This is a genomic window from Paraburkholderia sp. GAS199 (genome assembly GCF_050436585.1).
In the GTDB taxonomy this organism is placed as follows: Bacteria; Pseudomonadota; Gammaproteobacteria; order Burkholderiales; family Burkholderiaceae; genus Paraburkholderia.
The window spans coordinates 495,209-514,586 of sequence record NZ_JBNDMM010000006.1 but is presented as its reverse complement, the minus strand read 5'-3'; the positions used below and the strand labels follow the sequence as shown (position 1 = coordinate 514,586).

At 63.2% G+C, this 19,378-nt stretch carries 18 protein-coding genes; 9 read left to right on the top strand and 9 right to left on the bottom strand.

Features of this window, described 5'->3' with window-relative positions:
* Positions 1-52: 52 nt before the first annotated feature.
* Positions 53-1,420, top strand: coding sequence for an MFS transporter (locus P3T18_RS24270; protein ID WP_429302503.1), 1,368 nt, complete (start codon positions 53-55; stop codon positions 1,418-1,420).
* An 18-nt stretch (positions 1,421-1,438) separates the two neighbouring features.
* On the opposite strand, the gene P3T18_RS24265 is transcribed toward P3T18_RS24270, so the two are convergent.
* From P3T18_RS24265 to P3T18_RS24255, 3 genes are all read right to left on the bottom strand, one after another.
* A complete protein-coding gene (locus tag P3T18_RS24265; RefSeq protein WP_429302502.1) occupies positions 1,439-2,365 on the bottom strand; it encodes a nucleotidyl transferase AbiEii/AbiGii toxin family protein in 927 nt (308 codons plus the stop codon).
* Positions 2,343-3,374 carry a type IV toxin-antitoxin system AbiEi family antitoxin gene (locus P3T18_RS24260; RefSeq protein ID WP_429302501.1) on the bottom strand — a complete coding sequence of 344 codons (1,032 nt, stop codon included), beginning with the start codon at positions 3,372-3,374 and terminating at the stop codon, positions 2,343-2,345. Before P3T18_RS24260 ends, P3T18_RS24265 begins: the two co-directional genes overlap by 23 nt.
* 201 nt (positions 3,375-3,575) lie before the next feature.
* Complete coding sequence (locus P3T18_RS24255; protein ID WP_429302500.1) at positions 3,576-4,733, bottom strand: porin; 1,158 nt, start codon at positions 4,731-4,733, stop codon at positions 3,576-3,578.
* 275 nt (positions 4,734-5,008) lie between these two features.
* On the opposite strand from P3T18_RS24255, the gene aldA reads away from it, so the two are divergent.
* From aldA to P3T18_RS24235, 4 genes are all read left to right on the top strand, one after another.
* Entirely contained in the window at positions 5,009-6,433 is a 1,425-nt protein-coding gene (aldA, locus tag P3T18_RS24250) for an aldehyde dehydrogenase (protein WP_429302499.1), read from the top strand.
* Between the two features lie 155 nt (positions 6,434-6,588).
* On the top strand, positions 6,589-7,908 hold the full coding sequence (locus P3T18_RS24245; protein WP_429302498.1) for an MFS transporter: 1,320 nt from the start codon (positions 6,589-6,591) through the stop codon (positions 7,906-7,908).
* Complete coding sequence (locus tag P3T18_RS24240) at positions 7,909-9,126, top strand: mandelate racemase/muconate lactonizing enzyme family protein (RefSeq protein ID WP_429302497.1); 1,218 nt, start codon at positions 7,909-7,911, stop codon at positions 9,124-9,126.
* Between the two features lie 49 nt (positions 9,127-9,175).
* Positions 9,176-10,837: a GMC family oxidoreductase gene (locus P3T18_RS24235; protein WP_429302496.1), complete on the top strand. Its 1,662-nt coding sequence runs from the start codon at positions 9,176-9,178 to the stop codon at positions 10,835-10,837.
* A 100-nt stretch (positions 10,838-10,937) separates the two neighbouring features.
* On the opposite strand, the gene P3T18_RS24230 is transcribed toward P3T18_RS24235, so the two are convergent.
* From P3T18_RS24230 to P3T18_RS24215, 4 genes are all read right to left on the bottom strand, one after another.
* Positions 10,938-11,873 (bottom strand): LysR substrate-binding domain-containing protein, encoded by a 936-nt coding sequence (locus P3T18_RS24230; protein ID WP_429302495.1) that lies wholly within the window; start codon positions 11,871-11,873, stop codon positions 10,938-10,940.
* Between the two features lie 137 nt (positions 11,874-12,010).
* On the bottom strand, positions 12,011-12,376 hold the full coding sequence (locus P3T18_RS24225) for a hypothetical protein (RefSeq protein WP_429302494.1): 366 nt from the start codon (positions 12,374-12,376) through the stop codon (positions 12,011-12,013).
* 212 nt (positions 12,377-12,588) lie between these two features.
* Positions 12,589-13,365 carry a trans-aconitate 2-methyltransferase gene (gene tam / locus P3T18_RS24220; RefSeq protein ID WP_429302493.1) on the bottom strand — a complete coding sequence of 259 codons (777 nt, stop codon included), beginning with the start codon at positions 13,363-13,365 and terminating at the stop codon, positions 12,589-12,591.
* 86 nt (positions 13,366-13,451) lie between these two features.
* Positions 13,452-14,282: an oxidoreductase gene (locus P3T18_RS24215; protein ID WP_429302492.1), complete on the bottom strand. Its 831-nt coding sequence runs from the start codon at positions 14,280-14,282 to the stop codon at positions 13,452-13,454.
* 234 nt (positions 14,283-14,516) lie between these two features.
* Here P3T18_RS24215 and P3T18_RS24210 point away from each other — a divergent pair, with 234 nt between their 5' ends.
* From P3T18_RS24210 to P3T18_RS24200, 3 genes are all read left to right on the top strand, one after another.
* Positions 14,517-15,425, top strand: coding sequence for an AraC family transcriptional regulator (locus P3T18_RS24210; RefSeq protein ID WP_429302554.1), 909 nt, complete (start codon positions 14,517-14,519; stop codon positions 15,423-15,425).
* Positions 15,426-15,581: 156 nt separating this feature from the next.
* Positions 15,582-16,223, top strand: a complete 642-nt coding sequence (locus P3T18_RS24205) for a glutathione S-transferase family protein (protein ID WP_429302491.1) — start codon at positions 15,582-15,584, stop codon at positions 16,221-16,223.
* Between the two features lie 239 nt (positions 16,224-16,462).
* Positions 16,463-16,810 carry a hypothetical protein gene (locus P3T18_RS24200; protein WP_429302490.1) on the top strand — a complete coding sequence of 116 codons (348 nt, stop codon included), beginning with the start codon at positions 16,463-16,465 and terminating at the stop codon, positions 16,808-16,810.
* A gap of 44 nt (positions 16,811-16,854) precedes the next feature.
* Here P3T18_RS24200 and P3T18_RS24195 read toward each other — a convergent pair whose 3' ends face one another.
* Complete coding sequence (locus P3T18_RS24195; RefSeq protein ID WP_429302489.1) at positions 16,855-17,214, bottom strand: darcynin family protein; 360 nt, start codon at positions 17,212-17,214, stop codon at positions 16,855-16,857.
* A 103-nt stretch (positions 17,215-17,317) separates the two neighbouring features.
* Between P3T18_RS24195 and P3T18_RS24190 the strand changes: the two genes are divergently transcribed.
* Positions 17,318-17,977, top strand: a complete 660-nt coding sequence (locus P3T18_RS24190) for a TetR/AcrR family transcriptional regulator (RefSeq protein WP_429302488.1) — start codon at positions 17,318-17,320, stop codon at positions 17,975-17,977.
* Between the two features lie 91 nt (positions 17,978-18,068).
* Here P3T18_RS24190 and fabV read toward each other — a convergent pair whose 3' ends face one another.
* Entirely contained in the window at positions 18,069-19,265 is a 1,197-nt protein-coding gene (fabV, locus tag P3T18_RS24185) for an enoyl-ACP reductase FabV (RefSeq protein ID WP_429302487.1), read from the bottom strand.
* Between the last annotated feature and the right edge of the window lie 113 nt (positions 19,266-19,378).

Below are 19,378 nucleotides of genomic sequence, written 5' to 3'. Positions count from 1 at the left end.
ATCAACGCGCTGCGCAGGGTGAACGAACCAACTGTATTTGTGAGGATGTCTGATGAAAAACGTGATGAGCTCCCTGAAGTCCGGAGACTGGCGCGCGCTGGTTGCCTGCTTCCTCTATTTCGACACCGGCTTCACGGTCTGGGTGCTGTACGGGCCGCTGGCGCCGTTCATCAGCAAGAGCATTGCGATGACACCCGCGCAACAAGGTCTGCTGGTCGCGGTGCCGGTTCTCTCGGCGGCGATTCTGCGCGTGACGCTCGGCAATCTCTATCAGTCGGCGCATGGCAAACGTATCGCGCTGATGGGCGTGCTGCTCTCGGCCGTGCCGACCATCGTCTTGCCGCTGATGCCTTCGGTGCCGTCCTATACGGTGCTGCTGGTACTCGGCGTGTTTCTCGGCGTGGGCGGTGCGAGCTTTGCGGTCGCGTTGCCGATGGCCGGCAGCAACTATCCGCCGAAAGTGCAGGGCCTCGTGCTCGGTCTTGCGGCGGCCGGCAACATCGGCGCGGTGCTCGACGGCTTCCTGTTTCCGCAACTGGCCACGCACTATGGCTGGCAAATGGCGGCGGGCGGTGCATTGCCGCTGCTCGCCATCGCGGCGATCACGCTGTATTTCTGGGCCAACGATTCAGGCATCAAGTCCGGCAGCGTGATGCGCGCATTCGGCAGTTTCGCGGTGACCCTGGTCGGCCTGATCGTGCTGGTGCTGCTGGTCGAAGCGGGCATGTTCGGTTCGGGCAAGACGGGTGTGCTGCTGTTGCCGGTGATCGGCGCGCTGCTCGCGATTGCCGTGCTGCCGCCGCGTTATCGCGCGGTACTCGGTGAGCGCGATACGTGGGTCATCATGCTGGTGTACAGCATCACGTTCGGCGGTTTCGTCGGCATGTCGTCCTACGTGACGCTGCTGCTCACCAATCTCTATCAACTCTCGAAGATCGACGCGGGTCTGTTCATGGCGCTGCTCGCCGCGACCGGCGCAATGGTGCGGCCGTTCGGCGGCCTGATCGCCGACAAGGTCTCCGGCGTGCGCGCGCTGACCGTGCTGCTGGCCGTCATCTCGCTCGCCGATTTCATTTTCGCCGCAGTCATGCCGACGCTCGCCGGCGGTATCGCATTGCTGCTCGTGCTGTACGTGGCATTCGGTCTCGGCAACGGTGCGACCTTCCAGCTGGTGCCGCATCGCTGGGCCGGCCGCACGGGTCTGATGTCGGGCATCGTGGGCGCTGCCGGCGGTATCGGCGGCTTCTATCTGCCGGTGGTGATGGGCATTGCCAAGGAAAGCACGGGCAGCTATCAGATGGGCTTCGCCACCTTCGGCGCGCTCGCTGCCTGCGCGTTCGTCGCGATCGTCGCGCTGCGCCGTCCGTGGATGGCGTGGTCGATGCAGAGCGGCATCATGCACGCACACGCAACGGAATGAAGAAAGCGTAAGACGGTATCAGCGAGGCGCGACGAACGCCTCGCGGAATGCATGAAAAGCCGCTTCGGTGAAGGCCGGTGTCTGTTCGAAGATGCGGGCGCGGTGGCCCATCATGTGTTCGAGGATGCGTGGATAGTCCTGGCCCGGTTCGAGCACGCGCGTGATCAGTTCGCGCGTGGGCGCTGAAACGATCGCGGCGGTGTCGCGGCCGAGCAAGGCGGCGCCCGCGAGTTCCAGCTGGTGATCGTAGCGCTCGACCAGATCGTAGGCGTCGCCGTAGAGACGGTCCTGATTGCCCGCGGCCGAATAACTGGCGAGCAGAAACAGCAGGTCGGTCGCGTCTTTCCGGTCCGACGCGTGGCGGTCGTGCCACGCCACGATCTTCAGCATGGCCTGTCCCGGCAGCGAGGCGACCGGCACGGTCAGGTCGGCCGCGACTCGCACGCTCACGGCGTGGGCGAGCGCTTCCGCAAAACCGGCCACGTTCATCCGCACGGCGTGGTCCGGCGGCCACGAGATTTCACTTGCGCCCGACGGACGCGCGCTCGGTGCATTTCCGGTATCGCCTTCCAGACCGCCGAACGGCACGATATCCAGCCACATCAATTCGCCGTTCGTGGGGTCGCGATAGTACAGACGATGCGTTTCGCCGCGCTGTTCGAACGTGCCGCTCGCCACGAGCGCCTGCTTGAGCGCCGCATGCCCGGTCCAGCTTTCCACGTTCACGCCGATATCCACGTCGGCGGTGGCGCGGGTGGCTTCGATGCCGTACACGTGGGTCAGCAGGATGTCGCGCGCGCTCGCGCCGCCGACGAACCATTCGATTTGCGCGGCGCGCGCGGTGGCCTCGACCTGGCGCAGCAGATCGATCACCAGCGCGGGCAGCGGCCGCCGGGGGAGCGGATCGAGCGGACCAAGCGGATCAGGCGGCAAGGAACTGTTCACGAAGCATCCGCGCGGTTTCGATGTTGCGGGAGTCGCCGGTCGCGACGAGGTCGGCGTAGACCAGCACGGGATGCGCAACCGAAGGCGGCACGCCGGCTGTCTCGACGGGCGGTACGGGCGCCGTCAGGACTTCCACGTCGCCTTGCGGGTCGAGCCGCAGGCGGGCGTCGATCATCCACTGACGCGGCAGCGCCTGCTGGCAATAAAGCGTGACCGTGGCCGGCTTCAGATAACCGGTGAGCAGCGCGGCGGCCACTTCGCCGCCGAACTGGCAGTGTTCGGCTGCCGGATCGATAGTGCGCCACCACGACGGATCCGCCGCACGATAGCGGTTCACCAGCAACTGGCTGCGCAGGCGGGAAGGGTACAGCGCGGCCCATTCGTCGAGCGAGCGGGCCGCGTCGGCGAATACGAAACCGCTTTTACGCGCGACGATATCGCCGCGTTCGATCAGATCGCGAAAGGTCGATTGCGCGGTGCCGAGGCTGACGTTCGCACGCTGCGCAATCAGCCGTTGACCCGCGTCGAGGAGCGCGGGGTCGCACAGCAGGGCCAGCACCACTTTCATGCCCTTGGCGGTCCACGCGCGCTCCCTGATGCGGCTCGCCGCGCTATGGCGCTTTTCGCCCGAGATCATGATGAGGTTGCCGTTGCTCTGGATGACGGCGTTGCCCGACATGTCGAGCGCGTCGAGCCCCAGCTCGCGGCAATGCCGCAGCAGATTGGGCGAGAGATAAGGCGTGACGACCACGAACGGATCGTCGTCACGCAGATGAGCCGTGGATTTGATGGCGGCGAGCGTGGCGAAGCGATCTACGTTGTCGACCAGCAGAACGGGCCGCGCCCATTTCACGCCGGGTGCGGCCTGAAACTGGATTTTCGCGGCATAGTGGGCGCGCTGCGGCGGCCGCAGCACGCGGGTCGCCACGCCGGTGGCGGCGGAAAATGCGTCGGCGGCGGCCTGAATGGTCGGGTCCGGCACGAACGGCGGCGGGGTCTGGCTTGGCATGGTCCACCCTTGTTCAATTTTCTCGAGTGTATACGTAACGTGAACAGCATGCAAAAGTTGAACGGTTTCGGTGTTGCCAAAAGTTCGTTCAAAAAAATGCGTGGTATACGGAACGTGAACATCGGGAAAAATTGAACGGCCGTGGCGAATCCGCCAGCGGCCGCTTCAGATGGTGCGCTTTAGCCGGTGAACTTCAGCCCATCAGAACTTGTGGCGCAGCGCCACGCGCACGGCAACCTGATTGCCCGTCGACGACGGCGCCTGCACGCCCGGAATGAACGCGTCGTCGAGAATCGAATTGGTCTTGTCGCCGGCTACCTTCTGGTATTCGCCCTGCACGTAGACGTCCGTGCGTTTGGAAATGTTGTAGTCGGCCATCAGACCCACGGAATGGATTTTCGGCTTCACGCTGCCGGTCGACGCGTCGTAGTTTTCCATCGTGTACACGTACTGCGCACCGACGAAGAAGGCCGGCGTGAACTGATATTTGCCGTTCACTTCGAAATTCTGGTACTTCAGCGTGTTCAGGGTGACGCCGGCCGCGGCAAGCGGAATGCCGATATAACCGTTGCCGGTCGGGTTCTTGTAGTTCGAGTTGGTGTACGCGAAGCCCGCGGTCGCCGAGCCGAACGTGTAGTTGATGCCGCCGCCGAATACGCGCATGCGTCCGGCAATGAAGCTCGCGTCGTTCGCGGTGATCGCGCCGGTCGAGCCCACGCCCGGATTGTCCGCCTGCATGTAGGCGGCCGCGACCAGCAGCCCGCCGTTCGCATACTGGCCGCCGAAGCTGTACGCCCGGTTGTTAGCGAAGTTGGTGTCGTTGCTGAAGCTGTACACGCCGCCGAACTGGAAGCCCGCGAACTCCGGGCTCGCGTATTTCACGCTATTGCCGAGTCGAAACGAGTTGTCGGTGTTGTCGTTGTCGTACGGATGGGCGAACAGGTAGCCGGCCCAGTTGCCGTTGGCCGTGGTCTGCGCGAGGTAGTCCACCACCGAATCGTACTGACGGCCGAGCGTCACCGTGCCGAAGCGGTCGCTGCTCAGTCCCACGTAGGCCTGACGCCCGAACATCCGGCCACCCTGGCCGAGCCGCCCCGAACTTACGTCGAAACCGTTTTCCAGCTGGAACACGGCTCTCATGCCGCCGCCCAGGTCTTCCGCTCCCTTCATGCCCCAGCGGCTGCCTTGCGCATAGCCGCTCGCCATTTCCCAGACCGCACCGCGCCCCGCGTTGTTGGTGTAGTCGATGCCTTCGTCGAGCACGCCATACAAGGTCACGCTGCTCTGGGCGAAGGCCGGCGAGATGCCGAAAGACGCCATGGCGGTGACTGCGGCGACGGCGAAGAGATGCTTTTTCATTGAAGACTCCGGACGTTGGTAATGAGCGGCCAGCCCGTTCCCGACGGGTTCGACGAGGCCGCTGCTTTTTGGCAAAGCCCGGATTCTGCTATTCGGCACGCAAAAGGCGTATGAGGCACATCCCTGGATAAACGTGACTTTTTCGAATGTTTGTCGCGCGAAATATTCGCTTGTGGGCGGTCGTGCTGCGGAGAAAAATTCCGTCAACGCAGCTTCGATGCGATTTGCGTCATCGAACGCCATGCATTCATGCACCAGGACATCAGGAGACAGCCATGCGACTCGATCGTAATTTTGCCAACGGCCGCTTTATCGACGCGGCAAGCGACGAGCGCATCGCCGTCATCAACCCGGCAACCGGCAGCGTGGTCGCCCATGTGTCGAGCGCCAGCGAAGCCGAAGTGCTGGCCGCCGTCGATGCCGCCGCCATCGCACAGAAAGCCTGGCGCAAGCTGCCGTCCGCCGAACGCGCGGTCTACCTGCACAAACTCGCCGACGCGCTCACCGACTGCGCGCCCGCCATTGGCGAGGCGCTCGCGCTGGAGTCGGGCAAGAGCGTGGCCGACGCCACCAACGAAGCCATCTACGCCGGCCAGATCACGCGTTATCACGCCGAATGGGCGCGCCGTATCGAAGGCGAAGTCATTCCGAGCGACACACCCGACGAAAATCTCGTGCTGCATCGCGAGCCGATCGGCGTGGTGGCCTGCCTGATTCCGTTCAACTATCCGGTCTACACCTTCATGCGCAAGGTGGCGCCCGCGCTGATCGCCGGCAATACCGTCGTGGTGCGGCCGAGCAACAACACGCCGACGTCGGCGTTCGAAATAGCCAAGGCCGTGGAAAAAGCGGGTCTGCCCGCCGGTGTCGTCAATATTCTGGCCATGAGCCACGCCACCGCCGAAGTGCTCTGCACGCATCCGAAGGTCGGCATGATCACGCTCACGGGCAGCGTCGGCGCGGGTCGCAAGGTGCTCGACTACTGCAAGGCGAATATCGCCAAGCCTTCGCTCGAACTGGGCGGCAAGACGCCCGCCATCATCGAGGCGGACGCCGATCTGGAAAAAGCCGCGCGCGATCTGGTCGCCTCCAAGACCACGCACTGCGGCCAGTTGTGCACGGCGATCGAACGCGTCTATGTGCAGGACAGCGTGCACGACCGCTTCGTCGCGCTGCTGAAAAAGCACATGAGCGCGGTGGAATCCGGTGACCGTTCGGAACAGGCCTCGCTGATGGGACCGCTCGTCAACGAAGCATCGCGCCGCTCGATTCACGCCATGGTCGAACGCGCGGTGGCGGCTGGCGCCACGCTCGAAACCGGCGGCGAAGTGCCGGCGGGCAAGGGCTTTTTCTATCCGGCCACGCTGCTGACGAACTGCCGTCAGGACATGGAAATCATCCAGGAAGAAACCTTCGGCCCGATCATGCCGGTCGTGCGATACAGCACGCTCGACGAAGCACTGGAGATGGCCAACGACCACCAGTTCGGTTTGTCGTCGGTGCTCTATACCGAGAACTACCGCAGCGCGATGAAGATCGCCAACGGCATCGAAGCGGGCGAACTGTATGTGAACCGCACGCCGGCAGACCCGTATCAGGGCTTCCACGCAGGCTGGAAGCGTTCCGGCCTCGGCGGCGACGACGGCAAGCACGGCATGCTCGAATTCACGCAGACCCGCCTCGTGGTCATGAAGTACTGAAGTCGCGCCGCGCGCCGTGTCGAAAAGAGGCGCGGCGTGCGGCAAATCTGAAACCGTCACACCCGACCGCAGCCCACACGCTGCACACCCATAACAAAACATATTGGAGACCCGCCTGTCTTTGGACCGGCGCCGAGTCTCTGAGGAGCGCTCACGTGTCATCCCAACCCGTCCAGAACAGCGCTTCGCTCGCCATGCGCGACGAAGCCGCCCAGCAAACCGGCAAAGCGCAACGCTACATCCAGCTCATGTTGCTGGTGATCGCCGCCGGTGCCATCTATCCGATTCTGTATCTGCGGCAGGTCTATCAACCGACCATGCTCGAAGTGTTTCACATCACGGACAGTCAGCTCGGTTATCTGTATTCCTCGCTCGGCACGATTTTTTTGCTGAGCTATCTGCCGAGCGGCTGGCTCGCCGACCGCATCGCGCCGCGTCTGCTGATCTGCTTTTCCCTCATTGCAACCGGCGTGCTCGGCCTGTGGTATTCCACCGCGCCGTCGTTCCCGATGCTGATGCTGATCTTCGGCGGCTGGGGTTTGTCCACGGGGCTGACGTTCTGGGCGGCCGTCATCAAACGCGTGACGATGATCGCCGGCACGCATGAACAGGGCCGCTTCTTCGGCCTGCTCGACGGCGGCCGCGGTCTGATCGAGGCCATGCTCGCGACCATCGCGATCACGCTGTTCGCCTGGTTCACGCAAACCAAAGGCGAGCCGGTCACCGCGGGCTTCAAGCTGGTCGTCTACATGTACGCGTTTCTTTGCATTGGCCTGGGCGTACTGCTCGCGCTCGTCAAGGACCCGCAAGGTACGCAGGATGCCGAAGCAAACCGCGCCGCACGCAAACGCAGCAACGTGCTGGTCGATCTGAAGACGCTCGCGGCGATTCCGGAGTTGTGGCTGGTCGCAGCCATCGTGTTCTGCGGCTATCAGGTGTTCTGGGCCACGTACAGTTTTTCCGCTTACCTGCACGAAGGCGAAATCGGTCTGACGGTGGTGATGGCCGGCACGATCACCACGCTCAAGCTGTGGATGCGCCCGATCGGCGGTATCGGCGGCGGCTTTCTCGGCGACCGCTATTCGAAGGTGTCGGTGCTGGTGATCGCGCTGTTCCTCGCCGCGCTCTCGCTGCTCGGTCTGATGGCGGCGCCGCGCATCGCGAGCCACGTGCTGCTGGTGTTCCTCGTGCTCTTCATCGGCATTCTGACCTACGCGATTCGCGGGCTCTACTGGTCGCTGCTGGACCGCTGCAATATTCCGCTCGAAACGATGGGTCTCGCCATTGGCCTGATTTCGGTACTCGGCTATTCGCCGGACGTGTTCCTGCCGCTCATCAACGGCTATCTGACGCAGAACTTCCCGGGCGTCGCCGGTTATCAGCTTTACTTCGGTTATGTGGCCGCGATGGCCGCGCTCGGCGGCTTCGCCGGCCTCGCGCTACGAAACATGCTCAACAGGAAAGAGGTTGCGTAAATGAAAGTTGTCTCGCTCGAAACGCATATCGTTGCCGTACCGCCGCCGCACGTGGGCGGCATGTACTGGATCTTCGTCAAGCTGAAGACCGACTGCGGTATCGAAGGTGTCGGCGAAATCTATTCGGCCACCTTCCATCCCAACGCGATGACCCACATCATCGACGACGTGTTCGGCCGCTATCTGCTCGACCGCGATCCGCATCACATCGAACGGCTCTGGCGCGAAGCGTATTCGAGCGGCTTCACGCAACGCCCCGACCTGACGATGATGGGCGTGGTGAGCGGCCTGGAAATGGCATGCTGGGACATCATCGGCAAGGCGGCCAACAAGCCGGTCTACGAGCTGCTGGGCGGCATGGTGAACCAGCGTCTGCGCTCGTACACCTATCTGTATCCGAAGAACAGCCGTGGCGAATACGACTACGACGACCCCGATCTCGCGGCCGAATGCGCGCTGGAAAACGTCCGGCGCGGCTTCACCGCGGTGAAGTTCGATCCGGCGGGTCCGTACACGGCGTATTCGGGCCATCAGCTGTCGATGGAAGTGCTGGATCGCTGCGAGACGTTTTGCCGACGCGTGCGCGAAGCGGTGGGCAGCAAGGCCGATCTGCTGTTCGGCACGCATGGTCAGATGGTGCCGTCTTCGGCAATCCGGCTCGCGAAGCGGCTCGAAAAATATGATCCGCTGTGGTTCGAAGAGCCGGTGCCGCCGGGACAGGAAGGCGCCATGGCGCAGGTCGCGCAGCACACCAGCATTCCGATCGCGGCCGGCGAGCGTCTCACCACCAAGTACGAATTCTTCAAGCTGCTCGAAGCCGGCGCCGCGTCGATCCTGCAACTGAACGTGGCGCGCGTGGGCGGTCTGCTGGAAGCGAAGAAGGTCGCGGCAATCGCCGAGGTGTATTACGCGCAGATCGCGCCGCATCTGTACAACGGTCCGGTCGGCGCGGCCGCGAGCATCCAGCTGGCCGCCTGCACGCCGAACTTCCTGATTCAGGAAAGCATCGGCACGTGGGACGGTTTTCACGCGGCCGTGCTGACGAAGCCGATTCAATGGGAAGACGGCTACATCGTGCCGTCTTCGGAACCGGGTCTCGGCGTGGAACTGAATATGGACGTGGTCAGGCAGCACACGCCGTACACCGGCGAGCGTCTGCATCTGCAAATGGCTTCGCAACCCGCCGACGTGAAGGATCTCGCGCCGGCCAAGGGTTGAACGGTTTTTTCGCATTCACTGGATTGAGCGCCCGCGGGCGACATAGAGCATGAATTACGATTACATCATCGTCGGCGCGGGGTCGGCGGGCTGCATTCTGGCGAACCGGCTGTCGGCATCGGGTCAGCATTCCGTGTTGCTGCTCGAAGCGGGCGGCAAGGACAGTTCGTTCTGGTTCAAGATCCCGGTGGGTTTCACCAAGACGTACTACAACGAAACCTATAACTGGATGTACTACAGCGAGCCGGAAAAGGAACTCGACAACCGTCCGATCTATTGTCCGCGCGGCAAGGTGCAGGGCGGTTCCGGCTCGATCAACGCGATGATCTTCGTGCGCGGCCAGCCGCACGACTTCGACGACTGGGCCGCGGCCGGCAACAAGGGCTGGGGCTTTCGCGACGTGCTGCCGTATTTCCGCAAGCTCGAATCGCATCCGCTCGGCAATACCGAGCATCATGGCGCGGACGGCCCGATCCGCATTTCGCCGATGAAAGACGCGGTGCACCCGATCTGCCACGTGTTCCTCAAGGGCTGCGATCAGGCCGGCTATCAGCGCACCCAGGATTTCAACGGCGCGCAGTTCGAAGGCGCGGGCATCTACGACGTGAATACGCGTAACGGCCAGCGCTCGTCGAGCAGTTTCGAGTATCTGCATCCCGCGCTGCATCGTGCCAACCTGACGGTCGAGCGCGAGGTGCTGGCGAGCCGCGTGCTATTCGACGGCAACCAGCGCGCCATCGGCGTGAGCGTGACGCAAAACGGCACGACGCGTCAGTTCATGGCAAATCGCGAGGTGATCCTCTCGGCAGGCGCGGTAGATACGCCCAAGCTGCTGCAACTTTCCGGCGTGGGCGACAGCGCCTTGCTCGCGAAGCATCGCATTGCGCTGGTCAAGGACTTGCCGGCGGTCGGCCAGAACCTGCAGGACCATCTGTGCGTGAGCTTCTACTACCGCGCCAACATCAAGACGCTGAACGACGAGATGCGTCCGTTGCTCGGCAAGCTCAAGCTGGGTCTGCAATATCTGCTGACCCGAAAAGGGCCGCTCGCAATGAGCGTGAATCAGTCGGGTGGGTTCTTCAAAGGCAACGAGGGCGAGGCGAATCCGAACTTGCAGTTGTACTTCAATCCGCTGTCGTACCGCATTCCGAAGAGCAACAAGGCGAATCTGGAACCGGAACCGTATTCGGGCTTCCTGCTGGCGTTCAATCCTTGCCGGCCCACGAGCCGCGGCTCGATCGAGATTGCTTCCAATCGTGCCGAAGACGCCGCGAAAATCCGCATCAACGCGCTGACCACGCAGAAAGACATCGACGAAGTGATCCAGGGGTGCGAGCTGGTGCGCAAGGTAATGGCGTCGCCCGCGCTGAGGGATATCACGGTCGAGGAAATCTCGCCGGGACCGCAGGTGACTACCCGTGAAGGCTTCCTGCAGTATTTCCGCGAGCAGTCGGGGTCGATCTATCACCTGTGCGGTTCGTGCGCGATGGGCGACGATCCGCGTACCTCGGTGGTGGATGCGCGGTTGCGCGTGCATGGCATCGCGGCGCTGCGCGTGGTGGATGCGTCGATCTTCCCGAACATCACGTCGGGCAATATCAACGCGCCGACCATGATGGTGGCGGAGAAGGGCGCCGAGATGATTCTCGAAGACGCCGCGCTGGAAGCGGCTTCGAAGCCGATGCCGGTGGAAATGGCGGCGGCGGCCTAAAAAAGCCGGCGCGTGAGCGCCTGCATCGCGCGTTAGCCGTGAAGCGTGCCGGTGGCGATGCCACCGGCACGCTTTTTCTTTTTGCCGCGACCGCTGCGGATCAGTCCGCCTGTTCCAGTTGCGCCGATGCCGACGAATCCACCGCGCGCTCCGTGAGCCAGATTTCCTGCTGCAGCCAGTCGCGAAACAGCGCAACGTGCGGCGGCTCTTCCTGTTCCGCCCGCGTGACGAGCCAGTAGGACTGGTGTCCGTCGACGTGTACGTTGAGCACCTGCACCAGTTGTCCCTCGGCCAGTTCGCGGCCGATCATATGGCGGTCGGCGATGGTCACGCCGAGGCCGTCGATGGCGGCGCGAATCGCGTGGTCGAGCAGATCGAACTCGTAACCGCCGCGCGTATCCACGTTTTCGATGCCCGCCGCCTTCAGCCAGTGCTGCCAGGTGAGAAAGCGCTGATCGGCGCTTGCCAGCACGTGCAGCAGCGTGAACTGGTTCAGATCGATCTCCGCGCGACCCGCCTGACGCGCGAGCAGCGCGGGAGCGCAGACGGCGATATGCCGCTCGTTCATCAGCAGACGATTGTCGAACCCTTCCCATTCGCCATTGCCAAAACGGATCGCGCAATCGAGCACGCTCGATTCGGCGAGATTGTCGTCCACGCGCGTGGAGAGGCTCAGTTCGAGGTGAGGATGGGCGTCGCGCAAACGGCCGAGGCGCGGCATCAGCCAGCGGCTCGTGAAGGTGGGCGGGGCGTTGATGCGCAGCCGGTTGCGGTGCGTTTTTTCCTGCAGGCTGCGCACGGTCAGCTCGATGCGGTCGAACGACTGCTGCAATGCCTGCAGCAGGATACGGCCCGCCGCCGACAGTTCGAGGTGGTGATGGTGACGCTGCAGCAGCGTTTCGCCGAGTTGCGCTTCGAGCTGGCGCACCTGCCGGCTCACCGCGCTTTGCGTGACGTTCAGCAGTTCCGCGGCACGCGTGAAGCTGCCCGTGCGGCCAGCCACCTCAAAGGCTTTGAGCGCATTGAGCGCCGGCATTTTGCGTTTCAAGTTGATCGACCGGAGAAATAGCGCGCAGCGCGCGCGAACCCCGTCATTTTACTGATTCGCGCCCGCTTTCTCACGGCCGGTCAGAGGCCAAACATGGCAAACCGCAACGTCGTCCGTAAAAAAACTCAGTCGGCCAGACGTTTGTCCGCCAGCGCATTCTGGCAGTCGGCGAGCACCTGCTTCACCAGACGCGCCTGGGGATCGAGTTCGTCCGTGTCGAGAATTTCTTCGACGGCGTCCCGTGCCCAGTCGTGATCGACGAAACTCGCGTGCCGCTGGGCGATTTCGACCGCCACGGCAGTGAGCTTCGCGACGCTCAGCCAGTCGGCCTCGCGCATGCGGCGATCGAGCCACTTATGCGCGGCCTGCACATGGAAAGCCGCGTCGGGCCAGTCTTCGTTCAGATAATAGGAACCCAGACTGCCGCAGGTGAGCCAGCACAACAGCTCCAGGCGGTCACGGGGACTCAGATGGTGGCGTACATCACTCATGGCGACGCTCGCTGCGGTAGATTGCATTCGGGTAGGAACGGCCGGCGGCCGCTCTCCGCTTCGCTTCAACAATATCACGCAGAATTCAGAAGCGGCAATGACCCTCATGCGCCCAATGTTGCAGCGACGCAAACCCGGCAGCGACGCCCGGCAACCGTGCCGCGAAACGGCGCGCCTGGAGTGAGTCCGGCGCGCCCACTCGACGGTCGCGCCTAACGCGTGGCAACGATGAACAGACGCGGAAACGGCAGCAGCACCGAGCCGTCCGGCAGCGTGGGATAGGCCCGCGCCACCGCATCGCGGTAGCGCGCCAGAAAATCGGCCTGTTCACCGCTGTCGAGCCGGGCGAGAAAGGGCCGCAGCGCGCTGCCCTTGAACCATTCCACCACGGCGTCGGGGCCGCCGGCGAGCGGGTGATGGTAGACCGTGCGCCACACGTCGACGCGCTCGCACAGCGGCTTGAGCAGCGCGTAGTACCACGGCGCCCCGTAACGCGCCGTCCGCTCCACGCCTTCGAGCTTGCGCGCCCACGGGCCGCCGGCGGCGACTTCGCGCATTGCGTGGTGGGCGGGCTCGTCCAGGTTGTCGGGCATCTGCACGGCGAGGCTGCCGCCCGGCGCGAGCTTTGTCGCTAGCGACGCGAACAGCGGCTCGTGATTCGGCACCCATTGCAGCACGGCGTTCGCGAGAATGAGGTCGTACGGACCGGCGTCGTTCCAGGCCGAGATGTCGGCTACCTCGAAGCGCAGTTGCGGCAGACGTCGACGGGCCGCTTCGATCATGTCGGCGGAACTGTCCAGGCCGACGATCGTCGCGCCCGGCGCGTGCGCGGCGAGCGTTTCGGTGGAGTTGCCGGGGCCGCAGCCGATATCCGCCGCGAGCCGGACGTCGGTGGCGGGCACGGCGGCCAGCAGATCCCGCACCGGCCGGGTGCGCTCGTTTTCGAACAGCACATACTGTCTCGCCTGCCAGTCTGTCGTTGCAGTCATGTCGCGCTCCTTTTTCTCAATCCTAATACGACTGACGGCGCGACGTGCCGTTCTCTCTCATCTACGTGACTTCCATCGCGCCTGGTTCATGCGAAATCCGTCGACCGCGACAGCGTTTCCCACGCCTCGATTTCGGCGGTGAGCGAGGCGAGCTTCGCTCGCACCAGGTCGAGCGCGTCGCTGCCGAGCAGCAGATGAACCGGCGGATTGTCCGCTTCGACGATTTGCAGCAGCGCCTGTGCGGCTTTTTCCGGATCGCCCGCCTGTTTGCCGCTTTTGGCCTCGCGCGCCGCGCGGATCGGATCGAAGAGCGCGTCGTAATCGGCGATGCTGCGGCCCGCGCGGACCATCGAGCGGCCGGCCCAATCCGTGCGGAACGAACCCGGCGCGACGGCCGTGACCTTGATGCCGAAGCCGGCGAGTTCTTTGGACAGGGTCTCCGAGATGCCTTCGAGCGCGAATTTGCTGCCGCAATAGTAGGCGATGCCCGGCATCGTGATGAAGCCGCCCATCGACGTGATGTTGACGATGTGACCCGAGCGGCGCTCGCGCATCGCGGGAAGCACGGCCTTGATCATCGCCACCGCGCCGAACACGTTGACGTCGAACTGACGGCGCATGTCGTCGAGCGGCGACTCTTCCAGCGTGCCTTCGTGACCGTAGCCGGCGTTGTTGACGAGCACGTCGACCGGGCCGGTCGTCGCGGTGACGGCGGTGATTGCCGGTGCGATGGCGTCGAAATCCGTGACGTCGAGAATCAGCGCGTGGGCGCGTCCGGCGGCGAGCGCCTCGAAGGCTTCGCGCGCCGCGTCGTTGCGTACGGTGCCGATCACGGTATGGCCCGCGTCGAGTGCGGCCTGCGCGAAGGCGCGGCCAAAGCCGGAACTGACGCCGGTAATCAGAAACGTTTTGCTCATGGTGCTGGCTCCTCATCGGTTGAGCGGTCCGCGCGTGGTTGCACGGGCTGCATGCCTGACCTGCATGGTAGGCGCGAGGCGCCTGCACGCGAATGCCGGTTCGTCTGAGGTGATTGCCTGATCCTATGAGCGCGTGGCTTTTCCCGCGCGACGATGGCACAGTGAAGCCTGGCGAACGGGGCGACAGGACATGACGTGAAGCGCAAACATCCGCAGACGGCCGCCCAGCGGCGCATGGTGACTCTGCTCGAGGAACTCGCGCCGGTGGAAGGCTACAACCTCACCGCGCTGCCCGACGTGCGCTTTCTGCGTTCGAACCGGCCGCTCGGCCGCACGCCCGTGCTGTACGACCCAGGCATCGTGATCGTGTGTCAGGGCCGCAAGCGCGGCTTTCTCGGCGAGACGGTGTATGTGTACGACGCGCAGCACTATCTGGCGGTTGCCGTGCCGGTGCCGTTTTCCATGGAAACCGAAGCGAGCGAGGCCGAGCCTCTGCTGGCCATCTATTTCCGGCTCGACTTCAAGGTCGCGGCCGATCTCATGCTGCAGATCGACGACCGTCGCAGCGGTGCGGCGGCGGAGCCGCGCGGCATGATGTCGACACGGCTCGACGCGCGGCTTGGCGCTTCGGTGCTGCGTTTTCTCGAAGCGATGAGCGATCCGCTGGAGGCCGACCTGCTCGGGCCAGGACTCGTGCGCGAAATCTATTTTCATGTGCTGACCGGCGAGCAGGGCGGCTCGATGCGCGCGGCGCTCACCGCGCAAGGGCAATTCGCGCGCATTTCAAAGGTGATCCGCAAAATCCACGCGTCTTACCGCGAGCCGCTCGACGTCGAACAACTCGCGCAGGAAGCGAATATGAGCGTGCCGTCGTTTCATTCGCACTTCAAGTCGGTGACGCAAACGTCGCCGATGCAGTATCTGAAGTCCACGCGGCTGCATCAGGCGCGTCTCTTGATGGTGAGAAACGAGGTGACGGCGGCCGCGGCCTGCGTGCAGGTGGGCTATGAAAGCGCGTCGCAGTTCAGCCGCGAATTCAAGCGGCTCTTCGGTCGCACGCCGGTCGAGGAAGCGGAGCGCATGCGCCGCAATTTCGCCGTGCCGCCGCCCGCGCCGGATTCGACGTTCGTGGCTTCGCACTGAATTGTTGCGCGGACGTTTGGACTAGCGTTGCGTGCCGCGAACTGGCCTTGCGTGCGAGACTCAAAGTGTCCATGTCCGCGATAAGAGGCGGGCGATAGGCTATGGTTCGAACCCGACTGTGCATCAGCACCGTGCACCATTTCACGCGACTACGCCATGCTGCAAATACTCGGCAAGACGACTTCCATCAACGTACGCAAGGTGCTGTGGACGTGCGCCGAACTCGCGCTGCCGTTCGAGCAGCAGGACTGGGGTTCGGGCTTTCGATCCACGACTGTGCCCGAGTTTCTCGCGCTCAATCCCAACGGCATGGTGCCCGTCATTCGTGACGGGGAATTCGTGTTGTGGGAGTCCAATTCGATCATCCGCTATCTGGCCGGCCGCTACGGCGACGAAGCGCCCAACGCAGCCGAAGCACTTTATCCGCGCGATCCCGTGGCGCGCGCACGCTGCGATCAGTGGATCGACTGGCAGGCGAGCGAGTTGAACCGCTCGTGGAGCTACGCGTTTCTCGCGCTGGTGCGGCATTCCCCCGCGCATCAGGATCGCGAACTGATCGCGCAGTCCGCCGCGAACTGGACGCGTCACGTCGCCATGATCGAACGGCAACTGGAAAAAACCGGCGCATTCGTAACGGGCCAGGCGTTTTCGCTCGCCGATATTCCCATTGCGCTGTCGATCAATCGCTGGCTCGAGACGCCGTTGCGGCATGCGGAATTCCCGGCGGTTGCGGCATATATGCAACGGCTCGGTGAGCGTGAAGCGTATCGGCGTTACTGCCGCAATGGCACGCCTTGAGCGTATGCACGCGGGCACGCCCTGAGGGCGCGCCGTGCCGTAATGGCACGAGTGACAAAGATGGCCATGGTAGAACGCGTAGGCTTACAGAATACCGTGCGTCATGCTTACGAATTCTCGAGTCTGCGGCGCTTCTGCGCAATGACCGCCGACTCGCCTACAATGCCGCTTTTGCGAAACAGATTGAAGGTTCGACGATGCGGTTAATTGGGCAAATGCGTGGGCAAATGAGCAGGCAAATGAGGACGCAGATAATCCGCGCGGTGGTCGCGCTGACGGCGTGCTTCGCCGTCAGCGCTCACGCGGAAATGACGGCGGCGCAATACAAGGAATGGGCGCACGCCGATAACAACTCGGTCTACGCGGCCTACATTACGGGCGCGATCAACGAGTTGGGATGGGCGAACGGCGACCTGGTGTCGAAGAAGCGGCCGGCACTTTTCTGTCCGCCGAAAGATCTTGCCATCGGCAATCAGAACGTCTATCCGCTGCTGGATCAGTTCTTCACCAACCATCCGGGTATTTCGGACGATTTCCCGATCGGCCTTGCGATTCTCCGCACCCTCCAGGCCGCGTTTCCCTGCTGATCGACGAATCATGCGCTGGCTGGTTAGCGAGCGCATGATCCGGCTCAGGCCGCGCTGAGCGCCTCGCGCTCGTAGTTGTCCGCGTAGGCGTTCTCCACGCCTGGCAAAATTTCGACGATCTGAAAATAGCGATCCCAGAACGGCGTCTCGCGCAACGCTTCCACCACCAGCTCGTAAGCGTGATGGCTTTTCGCGTCCCATACCCAGATATCCGTGACACGCGCCGAATAGAATTCGATGTCGTAGAAACGCATGGTGACCTCGTCGGCGTGCGCCTTGAGAATCGGTTCGACGTGTTCGGCCAGCAGGCGGAAGCGTTCGTCGACGGGCAAGGCGAGCCATTCGGGCAGCGTTTTCACGAGCATGAAGACGGTCAGCACGGTTTTTTTCGCAGATGAAGTCATGATTGTCAGTCCGGTTAGTTGGGGTTGAGTGGCCGGCGCGTCATTCGACGGCACGGGTTTAGAATACGAGTATTCGCTCACATTCGAAACTCGCATTCCGGCCATGTCGAAATCCCCTGCATCACATCGTCTGAAGCCCCGTAAACAGCCGCTTCAGCGGCGTTCGGCGAATACCGTCGAGAGCGTGCTCGAAGCCGCTGCTCGCATTCTGGAGACGCATGGAGTCGACGCGTACACCACGAACGCCGTCGCCCAGCGTGCCGGTGTGAGCATAGGCTCGCTTTATCAGTACTTTCCCAATCGCGACGCGTTGACCGTTGCGCTGATCGAACGCGAAAGCGCGCAACTGCTGGCCGATATCGAAGCCGCGCGTTGGCTGGCGCATTCGCGCGAATGCGTCCGCGCGATGGTGGGCGCGGCGGTGGCGCATCAGATGCGCAGGCCCGCGCTGGCGCGGATCATCGATGTCGAAGAGCGCCGCTTGCCGCTCGGCGAGCGCAATCAGCGTGTGGCCGCGACGATTCACGCGGCGATTGTGGAAGCGTTGACCGTCAGGGACGGCGCACCGGATTTATCGGAAGCGAGTCTCGTTGCGTACGATTTGCTGGCGATCGTGCGCGGCATGATCGACGACGCGGGTGAGCGGGGAGAGCGTGATGCGGCAGCGCTGGAAACGCGCGTGATGCGTGCCGTGGATGGCTACGTGGCGCAGTCGAGGCGGGATGGTGCTGTGAAAAAAGGCGGGCGCGCGAGGCGCGGCTGAAAAACGGCGGGGCGCGAACGGCCCCGCTGGTGTGCCGATCCGGAGCTGCGTCCGGATCGATCATTTACTGCTGTATCGTCTGCAACCGAATTTACATCTGAACGAGATTCGGAATCTGCACGTCCGGGTTGGTGTCGGCTTCGTAGTCGACGCCCGCGATCTCGAAACCGAACAGACGCAGGAAGTCGGTCTTGTAGCCCGCGAAATCGGTCAGTTCGTAGAGGTTGTCGTTCGTCACCTGATCCCACAGTTGCAGGACTTGCTGCTGCACTTCCGGATCGAGTTCCTTGTAGTCGGCGCGCAGGCGGCCGTCTTCGTCGATGTGCGGCGCCGTGCCGTACAGGCTGTCTTTGTAGAGGCCGTAGACCTGTTCGATACAGCCTTCGTGCGTGCCTTTTTCCTTCATGACCTTGAAGAGCAGCGACAGGTACAGCGGCATCATCGGAATGGCGGAACTGGCTTGCGTGACGACGGCCTTGAGCACCGCAACGCGCGCATCGCCGCCTTTGGCCGCCAGTTTTTCGCGGATGCCGAGCACTTTCTGGTCGAGGTCTTTCTTGGCCGCGCCGATCGAACCGTTCCAGTAGATGTCGTGAGTGATCTTTTCACCGAGGTAGGTGAACGCGGTGGTTTTCGCGCCGTCGGCGAGCACGCCGGCTTCCTGCAGCGCGTCGATCCACATCTGCCAGTCTTCGCCGCCCATGACCGCGACCGTGTGATCGATTTCGGCTTGCGTAGCGGGTTCGAGAACGGTTTCCTTGATGACTTCCTTGTCCGTGTCGATGCCGCGCAGCGTGACCGCCTTGCCGATCGGTTTCAGCGTGGACGTGAAGACTTCGCCGGTTTTTGGATGCGTGCGCTTGGGCGCCGCGAGGCTGTAGACCACGAGGTCCACCTGACCCAGATCGCGCTTGATGACTTCGATCGTGCGTTGTTTGACTTCGTCGGAGAAGGCGTCGCCGTTGATGCTGGTGGCGTACAGGCCCTTTTCCGTGGCGAATTTCTCGAAGGCGGCGGTGTTGTACCAGCCGGCCGTACCGGCTTTGGTTTCGCTGCCGGCGCGTTCGAAGAAAACGCCGAGCGTGGCCGCGTCCGAGCCGAACGCGGCGCTGATGCGGGCAGCGAGGCCGTAGCCCGTGGACGCGCCGATCACGAGCACCTTCTTCGGGCCATTGTCAATAGGGCCGCGTGCCTTGACGTAGTCGATCTGCTCCTTCACGTTGGCTTCGCAGCCGGCCGGATGAGTCGTCACGCAGATGAAGCCACGCACGCGCGGTTTGATGATCATGAAGCACCTCTTGTCGGAATTTTGGTGGATATTATAAAGGCGGTGGCCAAGGGGGAGGGGCTTGCCGGTGGCTGTTTTGCTTTTTGCCTGCGGTGGCTGTGTTTCTTTTTGCT

Excerpts from the sequence above, each read along its gene's own strand:
- tam (WP_429302493.1), bottom strand. The coding sequence starts at position 13,365 with ATGACTGCAACGACAGACTGGCAGGCGAGACAGTATGTGCTGTTCGAA.
- P3T18_RS24235 (WP_429302496.1), top strand. The coding sequence starts at position 9,176 with ATGAATTACGATTACATCATCGTCGGCGCGGGGTCGGCGGGCTGCATT.
- P3T18_RS24215 (WP_429302492.1), bottom strand. The coding sequence starts at position 14,282 with ATGAGCAAAACGTTTCTGATTACCGGCGTCAGTTCCGGCTTTGGCCGC.
- aldA (WP_429302499.1), top strand. The coding sequence starts at position 5,009 with ATGCGACTCGATCGTAATTTTGCCAACGGCCGCTTTATCGACGCGGCA.
- P3T18_RS24270 (WP_429302503.1), top strand. The coding sequence starts at position 53 with ATGAAAAACGTGATGAGCTCCCTGAAGTCCGGAGACTGGCGCGCGCTG.
- P3T18_RS24210 (WP_429302554.1), top strand. The coding sequence starts at position 14,517 with ATGGTGACTCTGCTCGAGGAACTCGCGCCGGTGGAAGGCTACAACCTC.
- P3T18_RS24200 (WP_429302490.1), top strand. The coding sequence starts at position 16,463 with ATGAGGACGCAGATAATCCGCGCGGTGGTCGCGCTGACGGCGTGCTTC.
- P3T18_RS24225 (WP_429302494.1), bottom strand. The coding sequence starts at position 12,376 with ATGAGTGATGTACGCCACCATCTGAGTCCCCGTGACCGCCTGGAGCTG.
- fabV (WP_429302487.1), bottom strand. The coding sequence starts at position 19,265 with ATGATCATCAAACCGCGCGTGCGTGGCTTCATCTGCGTGACGACTCAT.
- P3T18_RS24260 (WP_429302501.1), bottom strand. The coding sequence starts at position 3,374 with ATGCCAAGCCAGACCCCGCCGCCGTTCGTGCCGGACCCGACCATTCAG.
- P3T18_RS24230 (WP_429302495.1), bottom strand. The coding sequence starts at position 11,873 with ATGCCGGCGCTCAATGCGCTCAAAGCCTTTGAGGTGGCTGGCCGCACG.
- P3T18_RS24190 (WP_429302488.1), top strand. The coding sequence starts at position 17,318 with ATGTCGAAATCCCCTGCATCACATCGTCTGAAGCCCCGTAAACAGCCG.
- P3T18_RS24195 (WP_429302489.1), bottom strand. The coding sequence starts at position 17,214 with ATGACTTCATCTGCGAAAAAAACCGTGCTGACCGTCTTCATGCTCGTG.
- P3T18_RS24240 (WP_429302497.1), top strand. The coding sequence starts at position 7,909 with ATGAAAGTTGTCTCGCTCGAAACGCATATCGTTGCCGTACCGCCGCCG.
- P3T18_RS24205 (WP_429302491.1), top strand. The coding sequence starts at position 15,582 with ATGCTGCAAATACTCGGCAAGACGACTTCCATCAACGTACGCAAGGTG.
- P3T18_RS24255 (WP_429302500.1), bottom strand. The coding sequence starts at position 4,733 with ATGAAAAAGCATCTCTTCGCCGTCGCCGCAGTCACCGCCATGGCGTCT.